This is a genomic window from Ensifer sp. Root1252, from assembly GCF_001425885.1.
Lineage (GTDB): Bacteria > Pseudomonadota > Alphaproteobacteria > Rhizobiales > Rhizobiaceae > Ensifer > Ensifer canadensis.
On the sequence record NZ_LMDT01000020.1, the window covers coordinates 82,664 to 96,376 of the forward strand.

Genomic DNA, 13,713 nt, shown 5'->3' on the forward strand with positions numbered 1-13,713 from the left:
CGCAATTGCGTTGCGCCAGGCCATTTCAAGCTGGAGATAGAGCATGGGCGGTATCGTCATTATCGGGGCCGGAGAATGCGGTACTCGAGCGGCCTTTGCGCTGCGCGAAGCAGGCTTCTTAGAAGCCGTCACGCTCGTCGGTTCGGAACCTCACCTGCCCTATGAGCGCCCGCCGTTGTCGAAACCGATCGAGGGTGCGGTCCAGTTGAAGCCGATCTGCGGAGCGCAGGCGCTGGAAGCTTCCGGCATCGACTACCTTCAGGGTGTCTCGGCGTCGAGCATTGACGTGGAAAGCCATACTGTTGCGCTTAGCGACGGGCGGGTGTTGACCTATGGAAAGCTGCTTTTGGCCACTGGCGCGCGTCCGCGGCGGCTGACATGCCCCGGCGCAGAACGCGCGCTGGACTTCCGCACCTATGCGGATGCTGAGACGATCTTCTCTGGTGCCGAGATCGGCAAGAGCGTCGCGATCGTCGGTGGCGGCCTGATCGGAATGGAACTCGCAGCCGTGCTGCGCAAAAAGCGCGTTGCTGTCAGCATCATTGAAGCTGCGCCAAAGCCGCTTGGGCGCGCCGTACCCACGCGTTTCGCCGCAAAGCTTCATGCCAGGCATCTGGGCGAGGGCGTGCAGTTCCATCTCGGACAAGGGGTGGCCGAAATCACTGATGATGCCGTTTATCTCGCCGATCGTGTCGTGGTGCCAGCCGACATTGTTGTCGCAGCGATTGGAGTTCAGCCCGATATGGCGTTGGCCGAGGCGGTAGGGCTTGCGACCGGCAATGGCGTCCTGGTGGATATTTCCCTTCGCACCAGCAATCCGGACATATTCGCGGCCGGAGACTGCGCGGCGGTTTCGTTGGCGAGCGGCGGGCATGTCCGGTTCGAGAGTTGGCGCAATGCGCGTAGCCAGGCCGAGACTGCTGCCCGCAACATGGTGGGCGGCAACGATGCATTCCTGGCCATCCCCTGGTTCTGGACCGACCAATATGATCTGGGCTTGCAGGTCGCGGGTTTGCCGCAGCCCGCTCATCAGGCAGTCGTGCGTTGCCTCGCAGAAGGAGAGCTGGAATTTTATCTGGACGGCGGGCGGCTCGTTGCGGCGGCAGGACTGGGCGCTGGCAACACCATTGCCAAGGATATCAAGCTGGCCGAGATGTTGATTGCTGCCGGCGCCGCTGTCGATGCAGCGTCATTGGCTGACCCGGCGGTTAATCTGAAGACGCTTCTGAAAAGCGCGCGGGCCGCGTGATCAAATCGGCGGGGATGGGGCAATGCAATCACTTTTGGTGTTTCAATCACTTTGGGCGATGGAACTGCGCAGCAGCAGACGCTCCGAATTCACCCTCGAGGAGAAGGTCGAGCGGATCGCTCAAGGAGGCTTTGATGGTGTAAGCGCGCACTGGCACGACCGAGCGTATGTGCGGTGGCTTCACGCCCTGCTGCGCCAATTCGGCCTTCAGGTCGAAGGCCAGTGTTTTCCAACGACCATAGATGATCTCAAGCCGGTTCTTGAAAACGCCGCCGAATTCGGTGTTCACCATATCTGCCTGCAACCCGACGTTCGTTTGCGCCGCGTAGAAGATTGCCTGCCACTTCTTGAAGGTTGGCAACAACTGTCGGAGGAAGCGAGAATTCCTGTTTTGATCGAGACTCATCGCGATCGGATGACCACCGACCTTTTCTTCACCTTGGACCTTCTTGATCGTCTTCCGAATCTGAGGCTACTGGGAGATGTGTCCCATTTCCTCGTCGGGCGCGAGTTTTCCTGGCCCATCTCCGACGAAAATCACCGACTGATCGAGAAGATTCTGGACTGCTCCTGGGCATTCCACGGAAGAGTAGCCTCACGAGAACAGGTCCAAATCGAGATCTCCTATCCTCACCATCGCCCTTGGGTGGATCTCTTTCTCGGCTGGTGGGAATTTGGTTTTCGCAGTTGGCAAAAGCGGGCAGGGGCGAACGACAGCCTCGCATTCGTCTGCGAACTCGGCCCCAAACCCTATGCGATAACAGACCGCTTCGGCGAAGATACTACAGACCGTTGGGAGGAATCCCTGGCGCTGAAGCAACATGCTCGTGATTTGTGGGCGAAGGTCTCAACCGGCCCCCTGACCTAATCAAACTATCGGAGATATTATTATGGATGTACGCGCCGCCGTCGCCGTTCAGGCCGGCAAGCCGCTGGAAGTGATGACCGTTCAGCTCGAAGGSCCGCGGGCCGGCGAGGTKCTGATCGAGGTCAAGGCGACCGGCATCTGCCACACCGACGATTTCACGCTTTCCGGCGCCGACCCCGAAGGTCTGTTCCCGGCGATCCTCGGCCATGARGGTGCCGGCGTCGTCGTCGATGTCGGCCCGGGCGTGACCTCGGTCAAGAAGGGCGACCATGTCATCCCGCTCTATACGCCGGAATGCCGGACCTGCCCGTCGTGTCTGTCGCGCAAGACCAACCTGTGCACGGCGATCCGCTCGACCCAGGGCCAGGGCCTGATGCCGGATGGCACCTCGCGCTTTTCGATCGGCAAGGACAAGATCCATCACTATATGGGCTGCTCCACCTTTGCCAATTACACCGTGCTGCCGGAGATCGCGCTGGCCAAGGTCAANTAGTCGAGATGATCGACGGGAAAAGTCGTATCCCAGGGCCAGGGCCTGATGCCGGATGGCACCTCGCGCTTTTCGATCGGCAAGGACAAGATCCATCACTATATGGGCTGCTCCACCTTTGCCAATTACACCGTGCTGCCGGAGATCGCGCTGGCCAAGGTCAACCCCGACGCGCCGTTCGACAAGATCTGCTATATCGGCTGCGGCGTCACCACCGGCATCGGCGCGGTGATCAACACGGCCAAGGTCGAGATCGGCGCGACCGCGATCGTCTTCGGCCTCGGCGGCATCGGCCTCAATGTCATCCAGGGSCTCAGGCTTGCCGGCGCCGACATGATCATCGGCGTCGATCTCAACAACGACAAGAARGCCTGGGGCGAACGCTTYGGCATGACCCACTTCGTCAATCCGAAGGAGGTTGGCGACGACATCGTGCCCTACCTCGTCAACATGACGAAGCGCGGGGCCGACCAGATCGGCGGTGCCGACTATACGTTCGATTGCACCGGCAACACCAAGGTGATGCGCCAGGCGCTCGAAGCCTCGCATCGCGGCTGGGGCAAGTCGGTGGTCATCGGCGTTGCCGGTGCCGGNTGCACCGGCAACACCAAGGTGATGCGCCAGGCGCTCGAAGCCTCGCATCGCGGCTGGGGCAAGTCGGTGGTCATCGGCGTTGCCGGTGCCGGCCAGGAAATCTCCACCCGTCCGTTCCAGCTCGTCACCGGTCGCAGCTGGATGGGCACCGCCTTTGGCGGCGCCCGCGGCCGCACCGACGTGCCGAAGATTGTCGACTGGTACATGGAAGGCAAGATCGAGATCGATCCGATGATCACCCACACNACCGCCTTTGGCGGCGCCCGCGGCCGCACCGACGTGCCGAAGATTGTCGACTGGTACATGGAAGGCAAGATCGAGATCGATCCGATGATCACCCACACGATGCCGCTCGAAGACATCAACAAGGGCTTCGAGCTGATGCACTCCGGCGAGAGCATCCGCAGCGTGGTTCTCTACTAAGCTTAAAATCCGATTCAGGAAAGCGCCGGAATCGATTGTATTCCGGCGCTTTTTCGGTCCATTTGAGAAACGGATTCAGGATGATCTATGTCGATGCCGATGCCTGCCCGGTGAAGGCGGAAGTGCTGAAGGTGGCCGAGCGCCATGGCTTCAAGGTGACCTTCGTCGCCAACTCGGGCCTGCGACCGTCGCGCGACCCGATGGTCCACAACGTCATCGTGTCGGCAAGCTTCGACGCCGCCGACGACTGGATCGCCGAACGCGCGCATGAGGGCGATATCGTCGTGACTGCCGACGTGCCGCTTGCGGTTCGTTGCGTGGCCGCCGGCGCATTCGTCACCGGCCCGTCCGGGCGCGTCTTCGACAAGAGCAATATCGGCATGGCGTCTGCCATGCGCGACCTTGGCCAACACCTGCGCGAGACCGGCGAAAGCAAGGGCTACAATGCCGCCTTCACGCAACGCGACCGTTCGACCTTCCTCGAGACACTTGACCGACTCGCGCGCCAGACGAAAAAGTGAGGCGCGGCGTCAATCCGCAAGGGATCGCAGGGGCACTCCGATGACAGCGACGACAAGGCTCAGGCACTGGCCGTTCTACACCGCGCTCCCCTGTGCTCTTGCCAGCCTGCCCGTCATGTGGTTTGCCGCGCCGCGCTATAGTTTCGAAGTCTCAGCCGTCACTTTTTTCTGCGTCTACCTGATCATGAGCGCCCGGCGGCTGCGGATGATGACGGGCAAGCATCTCAAGACGCATGCGAGAAACACCGACGAACCCGAAGCGGTGATTTTCCTGGTCACTTTCGCAGCGGCCGCCACGGCGCTGGTCTCGCTGTTCTTCGCGTTGAACGGCGAAAGTAAGGGGCCAACGCTCGAACTGGCGCTAGCCTTTGCCTCGGTCGTTCTCGGCTGGGCGACCATCCACGTGATGGCGGCCATGCACTATGCCCATGTCTATTGGGTGCCTGACGACGGCGCGCAAACCCCTGCCCCGCAGCGCGGCCTCGATTTTCCCGAGACGCCGGAACCCGGCGGCTATGATTTCCTCTATTTTTCCTTCGTGATCGGCATGACCGCCCAGACTTCGGACGTCGCCATCACCACCACGGCGATGCGGCGCATCAACCTGATGCACGCCATCGTCTCCTTCTTCTTCAACACCGTGCTTGTCGCCGCTGCGGTCAACGCGGCCGTGCAACTCGCCGGCTGATCCCACGATATCCAAGGAGCATTTGATGAAAGTCCTTTCTCAGAACACCGCATTTGGCGGCATGCAGGGCGTCTTCTCGCACGAATCCGCGGCCTGCAAGGGCGAGATGACGTTTGCTGTCTTCGTCCCGCCACAGGCGATCAAGGAGCCGCGGCCGGTGCTCTGGTATCTCTCGGGCCTCACCTGCACCCATGCCAACGTGATGGAAAAGGGTGAGTACCGCCGTATGGCAGCCGAGCTCGGGCTGATCGTCGTCTGCCCCGACACCAGCCCGCGCGGCACGGAAGTTCCCGACGAACTCACCAACTGGCAGATGGGCAAGGGCGCAGGCTTCTACCTCGATGCCACGCAAACACCGTGGTCCGAGCACTATCAGATGTACAGCTACATCACCGAGGAGCTGCCGGCCTTCGTCAGCCAGCATTTTCGCATCGATATGAGCCGGCAGGGCATTTTCGGCCATTCGATGGGCGGTCACGGTGCAATGACCATCGCGCTCAAGCATCCGGACCGTTTCCGCAGCTGCTCGGCCTTTGCGCCGATCGTCGAGCCGTCGACGGCCGACTGGTCCATCGGCGCCTTCGAGAAATACCTCGGCGAGGACAGGGCCGCCTGGCGGCAATACGATGCCTGCGCGCTGGTCAAGGATGGTGCCCGCTTCCCGGAGTTCCTGATCGACCAGGGCAAGGCGGACAGTTTCCTCGACAACGGCCTGCGGCCATGGCTCTTCGAGGAAGCGATCAAGGGAACCGGCATCGACCTGACGCTGCGCATGCATGAGCGCTACGATCACTCCTATTACTTCATCTCGACCTTCATGGGCGATCATCTGAAGTGGCACGCCGAGCGGCTGGCCTGATCCCAGTGAAACGGCCGGAGGCTGCGATGTCCCAACTTCTTCTCGTCGGTGCCGGCGGCGCCATCGGATCGATGGCCCGCTATCTTGTCGGCCTTTGGACGGTTCAACGATGGGGCCCGGCCCTTCCATGGGGAACGCTCATGGTCAACGTCACCGGCTCGTTCCTGATCGGCTTGCTTGCGGAGCTGATCATGCGCAAGTTCGGCGCTTCGCCGGAGATGCGACTGTTCCTGATCACCGGCGTGCTGGGCGGTTACACCACCTTTTCGGCTTTTTCACTGGACGCCATTATGCTGCTCGAGCGTGGCGATGCTGCACTCGCGCTCGGCTACATCGCCGCCAGCATCGTGCTTTCGATACTGGCGGTGTTTGCCGGGCTGGCCCTGATGCGCGCAATGGTCTAAAGGCTGCCTCTAAAGAACAGGAAGCAGGTTCGCTGAGATGGCAGGCATAGAACACAAGCAGGTGGACGGCGACGAGGCAGGCATGCGCCTCGATCGCTGGTTCAAGGTGCATTTCCCCGGACTGGGTTTCGGTCCGCTGCAGAAGCTGCTGCGCTCGGGCCAGATCCGTGTCGACGGCGGCCGCGTCAAATCCGACACGCGCCTGCAGACGGGCCAGACGGTCCGCATCCCTCCGCTTAACGTCGACGCCAAGGAGATAAAGACTGGCCCGATCGCCGGACGCGACCTTCGCCACTCGCCCGACGGGGAATTGCTGTCGCGCATGGTGCTGCACGAGGACGCGAAGGTTATCGTGCTGAACAAGCCGGCTGGGCTTGCGGTACAGGGCGGCTCCGGCGTCAACCGACACATCGACAAGATGCTCGAGGCATGGACCAACCAGCGTGGCGAAAAACCCCGTCTGGTTCATCGCCTCGACCGCGACACCTCCGGCGTTCTGGTGATTGCCCGCACGCGTGGCGCCGCGCAGAAGCTGACGGCTGCCTTCCGCGAGCGCGACACCAAGAAGACCTATTGGGCACTGGTGAAGGGCGTCCCGCGCAAGCGCGAGGACCGCATCTCGACCTGGCTGGTCAAGGAACAGACGCCGGACGGCGACCGCATGCGCATCGCCAAGCACGGTGAAGATGGCGCCGACCACGCCATTTCCTACTACCGTGTGCGCGAGCAGGCAGCACAGAACCTCGCCTGGCTGGAGATGGAGCCCTATACCGGCCGTACCCATCAGCTACGCGTGCATGCGCTGCACATCGGCCATCCGATCCTCGGCGACCCGAAGTATTTCGACGCCGATTTCAACTGGAGCCTGCCCGGCGGCATGCAGAACCGGCTGCACCTGCACGCACGCCATATCGATATCCCGCACCCGGATGGCGGTCGCCTGCGGGTGACTGCGCCGCTGCCGCCGCACATGGTCCAGAGCTGGAACCTGCTAGGCTTCGAAGAGAACGAGCCCGGCGAGGACGACTGATGAAACTGGCGCTTTTCGATTGCGATGGCACGCTGGTCGACAGCGGCGGTCTGATCCACGAAGTGATGGCACGGACCTTCGAAGCCTTCGAACTCGATCGACCCGAACTTTCCGCGACCAAGGGCATCATCGGCCTGACCCTTGACATCGCCATTGCTCGCCTGCTCGGACACGAGCATATCGACGACCAGGCGCTGGCAATGACGGCCCATTACAAGGCGATTTTTGCCGGCGTGCGCGGCGAATCCGGATTTCAGGAGCTGCTGTTTCCCGGCATCGCGGAGATGATGCAGACGCTGTCCGGCCGCGACGAGCTGCTGATTGGCGCGGTCACCGGCAAATCGCGCCGCGGTCTGACGCATATCGCCGAGACCCACGGCTTCGACCGGATATTCTTCGTCTCGCGCACGGCCGACGACTGCCCTTCAAAGCCGCATCCAGCAATGGTCTCGGAATGCTGCTCGGAAGCCGGGATTGATCCGAGCGATACTGTCGTCATCGGCGATGCGATTTATGATATGCAGATGGCGAAGGCCGCCGGCGCCGCCGCCATCGGTGTTGCGTGGGGTTATGCCGACGTACCGGATCTCGTCGAGGCGGGGGCCGACTACATTGCACGGACGCCGGCCGACATCATGGAGTGGATGGAACACTATCATGCCTGATATTCGCGATGAACTCAGCGGTGCGTTGAGCCACGAGGACCCGGTCCGGCGCGCACAGATCCAGATGCTGAAGCCGCTGCCCAAGCGCTTCTACAAGGACGTCAGCATCGGCACTTCGGAAGACGGCGGCCACAGCGTGCTGCTTGACGGCCGACCGGTGCGCACGCCGGCGAAAAATCTGCTTGCGGTCCCGACCCTGAAGCTTGCCGAAATGCTGGCAGCCGAATGGGATGCGCAGGTCGAGGTCATCGACCCCGCCAAGATGCCGGTCACCCGGATCGCCAACACGGCGCTCGACGGTGTGGCGAAGGACCAGCGCTCGGTTTTCGAGGACATCTTACGTTTCGCTGGAACCGACTTGCTCTGCTACCGCGCGTCCAGCCCGGAAGGGCTCGTCGGATGGCAGAACGCCGTCTGGAACCCGGTGCTCGAATGGGCTGCGCAGTCGCTCGGCGCCCGCTTCATTCTGGCCGAGGGCGTCATCCACCAGGAACAGCCCGGTGAGGCAATCACCGCCTATGCAGAGGGCCTGCGCGCCTTTGCGACGCCGCTCGGCCTGACCTGCGTGCATACGATCACCACCTTGACCGGCTCGGCGCTGCTCGCGGTTGCGTTCGCGTCCGGCCGGCTGACCGCCGAACAGGCTTGGATTGCAGCCCATGTCGATGAGGACTGGCAGATCGAGCATTGGGGCACAGACGAGGAAGCGTTCAAGCGCCGCGAGGGCCGCTGGCAGGAGATGCAGGCGGCGACTGCCGTCCTCGACGCGCTGCGATAGCGGCGCGCCGGAACAGGCTGCGAAAGTCAGCTGCCCTTGCGAGAGATCTCTGACGTTGCGTTAGGCAGAAAGCTTCAGCCCGGCAATACCGGCAACGATCAGCGTGATGCAACCGAGGCGGACGAACGTCGCCGGCTCGGCAAAGAGGAAAATGCCGAGAATGACGGTACCGACCGTGCCGATGCCGGTCCAGACGGCATAGGCCGTGCCGAGCGGCAGCGTTCGGACCGCCAGACCAAGCAAGGCGATGCTAAGGATCATCGAACCGACGGTCAGGACCGTCGGCGTCAGCCGCGTGAAACCGTCGGTGTATTTGAGACCGATTGCCCAGCCGATTTCGAGGATACCGGCAAGCAGGAGGATTAACCAGGCCATTTCAAACTCCTAGAGTATGGAGCGAGGCCGTCCCCGCGGATGTTCGGTATCGAAAGTCTCAAAACCGTGCAGCCGTCTGCAACGCGGGTTCTATCTCACGGTTTTCTGACGGCAGCAAGATATGCCCGGGCAAATCAGCCCTGCACGCCCGGCAAGGCTTAAGCATTTCCAGCAAAAAGTGCGAAGCGGTTTCCCGCCAGGAAATGCGTCGCAACAGAGAGATGGAGTCAGCTCCGCTCACGCCGCAGCTTTGCCCACCATTCCAGCCGCTTGCGGATCTCTCGCTCGAAGCCGCGTTCCGGCGGGTCATAGAAGGTCTTGCGTCCCATCTTTTCCGGGAAATAGTCCTGGCCCGAAAACGCATCGGGCTCATCGTGGTCGTAACGATAGCCGTCGCCGTAGCCCTCGCCCTTCATCAACTTGGTCGGCGCGTTCAGAATATGCTTCGGCGGCAGAAGCGAACCGTTTTCCTTGGCCGCCCGCATGGCCGCTTTGTAAGCCATGTAGACACCATTCGATTTCGGTGCGGTCGCGAGATAGACGCAGGCCTGGGCCAACGCCAGTTCTCCTTCCGGCGAACCGAGATAATCATACGCATCCTTGGCGGCATTGCAGATCGCCAGTGCCTGAGGATCGGCAAGGCCGATATCCTCCACCGCCATGCGGACGAGGCGCCGTCCGAGATAGAGCGGATCCTCGCCGGCATCGAACATTCGGCAGAGATAATAAAGTGCCGCATCCGGGTCGGAGCCGCGCACCGATTTGTGCAGGGCCGAAATCAGGTTGTAGTGACCGTCCTGCCCCTTGTCGTAGACCGGCGCTCGTCGCTGCACGATCCTCTGCAGCGCGTCGACATCGAAGATCTCGTCCGCCCGCGCGGCGCGCCAGACCTCCTCGGCCAGCGTGAGCGCCGCCCGGCCGTCGCCATCGGCCATCCGGATCAGGCTTGCCCGGGCGTCCTCATCCAGCGGAAGAGGTTTGCCTTCCGTCTCTTCGGCGCGCTTCAGCAATTCTCGCAGGCTCTCTTCTCCATGCGGCTTGAACGTCAGCACACGGGCGCGTGACAAGAGAGCGGCGTTGAGTTCGAAAGACGGATTTTCTGTCGTCGCCCCGACCAAGATGACCGTGCCGTCTTCCATGACGGGCAAGAAGCTGTCCTGCTGGGCACGGTTGAAACGATGAATCTCATCGACGAAGAGCAAGGTCTGGCGGCCCGACATCCGCCGGGCCCTTGCCGATTCGAAAACCTTCTTGAGGTCGGCGACACCGGAAAAGATCGCCGAGATCTGCTCGAAGGCAAGCCCCGCCTCGCCCGACAGCAGCCGGGCGACCGTCGTCTTGCCCGTTCCAGGCGGTCCCCAGAAGATCATCGATCCGAGCGAGCCCGATGCGATCATGCGCGTCAACACGCCATCCACGCCCGTCAGGTGTTCCTGGCCGGTGACTTCGGACAGCGTGCGCGGCCGCAGACGATCGGCAAGCGGTCTTGCCGAGGTCATTTCCGGCGGCTCGGAGGACGAGAAGAGATCGCTCATCGGAAGAACTGACGAATGATCTGGCCATCGCGCTCGATTTCGACGCGCCAGAAGGAGGCACCCTCGGCCATCACGCTCTCCAATGTCTTCGAACTGTCGATCGACGCGCCGTTGACGGAGCGGATAATATCCTTCGGCGCCAGTCCGATGCGCGCGGCGGGCGAGCCACGGTTGATCTCGGTAACGACGACACCCTGCAGCGAGGTCGACATGCGCAGTTCGTCGGCCAATCGGGGAGAGAGATTGGCTACGACCGCACCGGCAAACGGATTGCGGCCCTCGATGAGGCGCTCGTCGCGGGGCGACGTCTCCGGTGCACGGTCGAGCTTCAGGCTGACATCGTGCGGTTTGCCGTTTTCGGAAACGGTGACGCGGGCCTCGTGGCCAATACCGACCGTGGTCAGGCGGTAGCCGAGGGCATCGGGATGTTCCACGGCGATGCCGTTGACCGCTGTGATCACCTGCCCCGGCTTGATGCCAGCTGAGGCTGCGGGCCCGTCGGTGACGACGGCGGTGACAAGCGCGCCGCGAGCGCGATCAAGGCCAAGAGCTTCCGCGACTTCTGAGGTCACGGGCTCGAAGGACGCGCCGATGAACGGACGCACGAAGGAGCCATTGCCGCCCTCGGCGGAGGCGACAAACACCTTCACCAGATTGGCAGGGATGGCAAAGCCGACGCCGTTCGAGCCGCCGCCCTTGGAGAAAATCGCGGTATTGATGCCGATCAGCGCACCGTTCATGTCGATCAGGCCACCGCCGGAATTGCCGGGGTTGATGGCGGCGTCCGTCTGGATGAAGAAGCCGAAATCGCCCGACGAAATCTGATTGCGGGCGAGCGCGGAAACGATGCCGCTCGTCACCGTCTGCCCGACGCCGAAGGGATTGCCGATCGCCAGAACGATATCGCCGACCTCGACCGCATCGGAATCGCCGATCGGGATGATGTCGAACGGACCATCGGACTGGATCTTCAGGACCGCAAGATCGAGGCGGTCATCCTTGAGCACGATCTTGCAGGGATATTCGCGGCCATCGGCAAGCGCCACCTTGATATCGTCGGCGCCTTCTATGACGTGGTTATTGGTAACGACGATGCCGTTCTTGCCGACGATCACGCCGGATCCGAGCGACGACTGCTTCTCGCTGCGGTTCGGCATGCGCTGCCCGAAGAACTCTTCGAAGAAGGGATCGCCCGAGAAGACCGACCGGCGCTCGACCACGCGCTCGGCATAGACGTTGACGACCGCATTCGCCGTCTGCTTGACCAGAGGCGAGAAGGAAACCTGCATCTCGGTGCGCGACTGGGGCACGACCTTCGCATCCTGGGCCATTGCCGGACAGGCGAGAGAGACAGCGAGAACGAGCGTCGCAAGCGCCCTTGAACCAAAGATCATATGAAGCCTTCTCCTATTCGTCGCGGCTACGTTCAGATAGGATTTCGCAGGAAAAAAGGCAAACGTCACTGCGAGATACGCAAAGTCGGCGCCATCACGTAGAACGCACGAAAACGTGGTTATCCGCCTCTTTCTCAGTGATCGAAACTCTGGTCAGTTTGAGCAGACAAGACCCACACGTTGAAAGCGGAAAAGATCATGCCGGCCTATCGTCCACCGAGAATCGCATCGTCCGAAATCACGCCGGAGAGCTGCTTTCTCTCGCGCCGCGCCTTTCTAGCGACGACGGCAGGTGGTTTGCTGATTGCAGGCACTGGCGTCGGTTCGGTCCAAGCGGCTGCACTCGCCGCACCCAAGGGCAGATACACCGTCGAGGAGGATCTGACGCCGGAGGCCGACGTCACCGGCTACAACAATTTTTATGAGTTCGGGACCGGCAAGGCCGATCCTGCGGCCAACTCGGATACCTTCAAACCGACCCCATGGACCGTGAAGGTCGATGGTCTTGTCGGCAAGCCGAAGGAATTCGGGTTGGAGGAGCTTCTGGCGCTTCCAATCGAGGAGCGTGTCTACCGGATGCGTTGCGTCGAAGCCTGGTCGATGGTCATTCCCTGGACCGGGTTCCCGCTCGCAGCCCTGCTCGACAAAGTCGAGCCACTCGGCAATGCGAAATATGTCTCATTCGAGACCGTGGTGCGCCCCGAGGAGATGCCCGGCCAATCAGGCTTCTTTCAGGCTTTGCCCTGGCCTTACCGCGAGGGTCTGCGCCTCGACGAGGCGCGCCATCCGCTCACCATTCTCTCGGTCGGCGTCTATGGCAAGACCCTGCCAAATCAGAACGGTGCGCCGATCCGACTGGTCACTCCTTGGAAGTATGGCTTCAAGGGTATCAAGTCGATCGTGCGAATCTCGTTGACGGAAACGCCGCCGCCTTCGACATGGAACCTGTCGGCACCCAATGAGTACGGCTTCTATGCGAATGTTAACCCGACCGTCGACCATCCACGCTGGAGCCAGGCGACCGAAAACAGGATCGGTGGCGGTGGTTTCTTCGGCGCCAACCGACGCGATACCCTGCCCTTCAATGGCTATGCGGAAGAAGTCGCCGGTCTCTATGCCGGCATGGACCTGAGAGCGAACTTCTAAGAATGCCCAAGCTGCCCGCCCTGCCGAAACGCTTTCACTCCGCGTCCGTCTGGGGATTGTACGGGCTGGGCCTCTGTCCGGCCCTTGCCGCCTTTTACCTCGGCGCCACCGGACGCCTGCCTGGAAACCCCGTCAAGGAATTCGAGCACCTGCTCGGCATCTGGGCGCTGCGCTTTCTGGTCGCCACGCTGGCGATCACCCCCATCCGCGATATCTTCGGCGTCAACTGGCTGCGCTACCGGCGCGCACTCGGGCTGCTGGCGTTCTACTATGTGGTGATGCACTTCCTGGCCTATTTCCTGCTCGACCAGGTCCTGAACATCCCCGCCATCATCGCCGACATCGCCCGGCGCCCGTTCATCACCATCGGAATGGCCGGGCTGCTGATGCTCATCCCCCTGGCGCTGACATCCAACAATTGGTCGGTCCGTAGGCTCGGCAGCAAATGGAACCAGTTGCACAAGCTTGCCTATGTGATCGCCGCGGCGGGAGCGCTGCATTTCGCCATGTCAGTCAAGGTGGTCGGCCTCGAGCAGATGACCTATCTGGCTTTGGTCACCTTGCTCCTTTGCTGGCGCCTGGTGCGCAAGCCCTATCTGAAGCGTAAACGGCAGGTCGCCAACCGACCGATCCGGACAGCGGAAACAGAAAAAGCGGCCGGGTGACGAACACCCGGCCGCTTTCAATTCAGCTT

At 61.9% G+C, this 13,713-nt stretch carries 15 protein-coding genes and 3 pseudogenes; 15 read left to right on the forward strand and 3 right to left on the reverse strand.

Features of this window, described 5'->3' with window-relative positions; genetic code table 11:
- The first annotated feature begins 43 nt into the window (after positions 1 to 43).
- From ASD02_RS20170 to ASD02_RS20215, 13 genes and pseudogenes are all read left to right on the forward strand, one after another.
- Positions 44 to 1,249 (forward strand): FAD-dependent oxidoreductase, encoded by a 1,206-nt coding sequence (locus ASD02_RS20170; RefSeq protein WP_057208288.1) that lies wholly within the window; start codon positions 44 to 46, stop codon positions 1,247 to 1,249.
- A gap of 22 nt (positions 1,250 to 1,271) precedes the next feature.
- The gene (locus ASD02_RS20175; RefSeq protein ID WP_057208289.1) at positions 1,272 to 2,117 is read left to right on the forward strand and encodes a xylose isomerase; all 846 of its coding nucleotides are present in this window, start codon (positions 1,272 to 1,274) and stop codon (positions 2,115 to 2,117) included.
- A gap of 22 nt (positions 2,118 to 2,139) precedes the next feature.
- The coding region (locus ASD02_RS36555; protein ID WP_156408425.1) for an alcohol dehydrogenase catalytic domain-containing protein at positions 2,140 to 2,606 on the forward strand (467 nt) is incomplete at its 3' end.
- Between the two features lie 31 nt (positions 2,607 to 2,637).
- Positions 2,638 to 3,200, forward strand: a pseudogene (locus ASD02_RS39850) (zinc-binding dehydrogenase); the annotation flags it as partial.
- Position 3,201: 1 nt separating this feature from the next.
- Positions 3,202 to 3,446, forward strand: a pseudogene (locus tag ASD02_RS39855) (S-(hydroxymethyl)glutathione dehydrogenase); the annotation flags it as partial.
- A 1-nt stretch (position 3,447) separates the two neighbouring features.
- A pseudogene (locus tag ASD02_RS39860) lies at positions 3,448 to 3,624 on the forward strand (S-(hydroxymethyl)glutathione dehydrogenase); the annotation flags it as partial.
- 80 nt (positions 3,625 to 3,704) lie between these two features.
- Positions 3,705 to 4,145 carry a YaiI/YqxD family protein gene (locus tag ASD02_RS20185; RefSeq protein WP_025426699.1) on the forward strand — a complete coding sequence of 147 codons (441 nt, stop codon included), beginning with the start codon at positions 3,705 to 3,707 and terminating at the stop codon, positions 4,143 to 4,145.
- A gap of 40 nt (positions 4,146 to 4,185) precedes the next feature.
- On the forward strand, positions 4,186 to 4,833 hold the full coding sequence (locus ASD02_RS20190; RefSeq protein WP_025426698.1) for a DUF1345 domain-containing protein: 648 nt from the start codon (positions 4,186 to 4,188) through the stop codon (positions 4,831 to 4,833).
- A 25-nt stretch (positions 4,834 to 4,858) separates the two neighbouring features.
- Positions 4,859 to 5,692: an S-formylglutathione hydrolase gene (gene fghA, locus ASD02_RS20195; protein ID WP_025426697.1), complete on the forward strand. Its 834-nt coding sequence runs from the start codon at positions 4,859 to 4,861 to the stop codon at positions 5,690 to 5,692.
- A 26-nt stretch (positions 5,693 to 5,718) separates the two neighbouring features.
- Complete coding sequence (gene crcB / locus ASD02_RS20200) at positions 5,719 to 6,096, forward strand: fluoride efflux transporter CrcB (protein ID WP_057210904.1); 378 nt, start codon at positions 5,719 to 5,721, stop codon at positions 6,094 to 6,096.
- Between the two features lie 37 nt (positions 6,097 to 6,133).
- On the forward strand, positions 6,134 to 7,126 hold the full coding sequence (locus ASD02_RS20205; protein ID WP_025426695.1) for an RluA family pseudouridine synthase: 993 nt from the start codon (positions 6,134 to 6,136) through the stop codon (positions 7,124 to 7,126).
- Entirely contained in the window at positions 7,126 to 7,791 is a 666-nt protein-coding gene (locus ASD02_RS20210) for an HAD-IA family hydrolase (protein ID WP_057221447.1), read from the forward strand. The genes ASD02_RS20205 and ASD02_RS20210 overlap by 1 nt, the downstream gene beginning before the upstream one ends.
- On the forward strand, positions 7,784 to 8,569 hold the full coding sequence (locus ASD02_RS20215) for an ATP12 family chaperone protein (RefSeq protein ID WP_057221446.1): 786 nt from the start codon (positions 7,784 to 7,786) through the stop codon (positions 8,567 to 8,569). The genes ASD02_RS20210 and ASD02_RS20215 overlap by 8 nt, the downstream gene beginning before the upstream one ends.
- A 60-nt stretch (positions 8,570 to 8,629) precedes the next feature.
- Here ASD02_RS20215 and sugE read toward each other — a convergent pair whose 3' ends face one another.
- The 3 genes from sugE to ASD02_RS20230 form a co-directional block, all read right to left on the reverse strand.
- Positions 8,630 to 8,944 carry a quaternary ammonium compound efflux SMR transporter SugE gene (gene sugE, locus ASD02_RS20220; RefSeq protein ID WP_025426692.1) on the reverse strand — a complete coding sequence of 105 codons (315 nt, stop codon included), beginning with the start codon at positions 8,942 to 8,944 and terminating at the stop codon, positions 8,630 to 8,632.
- 227 nt (positions 8,945 to 9,171) lie between these two features.
- Positions 9,172 to 10,479: a replication-associated recombination protein A gene (locus tag ASD02_RS20225; protein WP_057210900.1), complete on the reverse strand. Its 1,308-nt coding sequence runs from the start codon at positions 10,477 to 10,479 to the stop codon at positions 9,172 to 9,174.
- The gene (locus ASD02_RS20230; protein WP_057221445.1) at positions 10,476 to 11,873 is read right to left on the reverse strand and encodes a DegQ family serine endoprotease; all 1,398 of its coding nucleotides are present in this window, start codon (positions 11,871 to 11,873) and stop codon (positions 10,476 to 10,478) included. The genes ASD02_RS20225 and ASD02_RS20230 overlap by 4 nt, the downstream gene beginning before the upstream one ends.
- 198 nt (positions 11,874 to 12,071) lie before the next feature.
- Between ASD02_RS20230 and msrP the strand changes: the two genes are divergently transcribed.
- Both msrP and msrQ read left to right on the forward strand, forming a co-directional pair.
- A complete protein-coding gene (gene msrP / locus ASD02_RS20235) occupies positions 12,072 to 13,019 on the forward strand; it encodes a protein-methionine-sulfoxide reductase catalytic subunit MsrP (protein WP_025426689.1) in 948 nt (315 codons plus the stop codon).
- A gap of 2 nt (positions 13,020 to 13,021) precedes the next feature.
- On the forward strand, positions 13,022 to 13,684 hold the full coding sequence (gene msrQ / locus ASD02_RS20240) for a protein-methionine-sulfoxide reductase heme-binding subunit MsrQ (protein WP_057221444.1): 663 nt from the start codon (positions 13,022 to 13,024) through the stop codon (positions 13,682 to 13,684).
- Positions 13,685 to 13,713 lie beyond the last annotated feature (29 nt).

What these genes read in the sequence shown, in the direction of transcription:
- ASD02_RS20170 (WP_057208288.1), top strand. Translation starts at nt 44, where the DNA reads ATGGGCGGTATCGTCATTATCGGGGCCGGAGAATGCGGTACTCGAGCG.
- ASD02_RS20175 (WP_057208289.1), top strand. Translation starts at nt 1,272, where the DNA reads ATGCAATCACTTTTGGTGTTTCAATCACTTTGGGCGATGGAACTGCGC.
- ASD02_RS20185 (WP_025426699.1), top strand. Translation starts at nt 3,705, where the DNA reads ATGATCTATGTCGATGCCGATGCCTGCCCGGTGAAGGCGGAAGTGCTG.
- ASD02_RS20190 (WP_025426698.1), top strand. Translation starts at nt 4,186, where the DNA reads ATGACAGCGACGACAAGGCTCAGGCACTGGCCGTTCTACACCGCGCTC.
- fghA (WP_025426697.1), top strand. Translation starts at nt 4,859, where the DNA reads ATGAAAGTCCTTTCTCAGAACACCGCATTTGGCGGCATGCAGGGCGTC.
- crcB (WP_057210904.1), top strand. Translation starts at nt 5,719, where the DNA reads ATGTCCCAACTTCTTCTCGTCGGTGCCGGCGGCGCCATCGGATCGATG.
- ASD02_RS20205 (WP_025426695.1), top strand. Translation starts at nt 6,134, where the DNA reads ATGGCAGGCATAGAACACAAGCAGGTGGACGGCGACGAGGCAGGCATG.
- ASD02_RS20210 (WP_057221447.1), top strand. Translation starts at nt 7,126, where the DNA reads ATGAAACTGGCGCTTTTCGATTGCGATGGCACGCTGGTCGACAGCGGC.
- ASD02_RS20215 (WP_057221446.1), top strand. Translation starts at nt 7,784, where the DNA reads ATGCCTGATATTCGCGATGAACTCAGCGGTGCGTTGAGCCACGAGGAC.
- sugE (WP_025426692.1), bottom strand. Translation starts at nt 8,944, where the DNA reads ATGGCCTGGTTAATCCTCCTGCTTGCCGGTATCCTCGAAATCGGCTGG.
- ASD02_RS20225 (WP_057210900.1), bottom strand. Translation starts at nt 10,479, where the DNA reads ATGAGCGATCTCTTCTCGTCCTCCGAGCCGCCGGAAATGACCTCGGCA.
- ASD02_RS20230 (WP_057221445.1), bottom strand. Translation starts at nt 11,873, where the DNA reads ATGATCTTTGGTTCAAGGGCGCTTGCGACGCTCGTTCTCGCTGTCTCT.
- msrP (WP_025426689.1), top strand. Translation starts at nt 12,072, where the DNA reads ATGCCGGCCTATCGTCCACCGAGAATCGCATCGTCCGAAATCACGCCG.
- msrQ (WP_057221444.1), top strand. Translation starts at nt 13,022, where the DNA reads ATGCCCAAGCTGCCCGCCCTGCCGAAACGCTTTCACTCCGCGTCCGTC.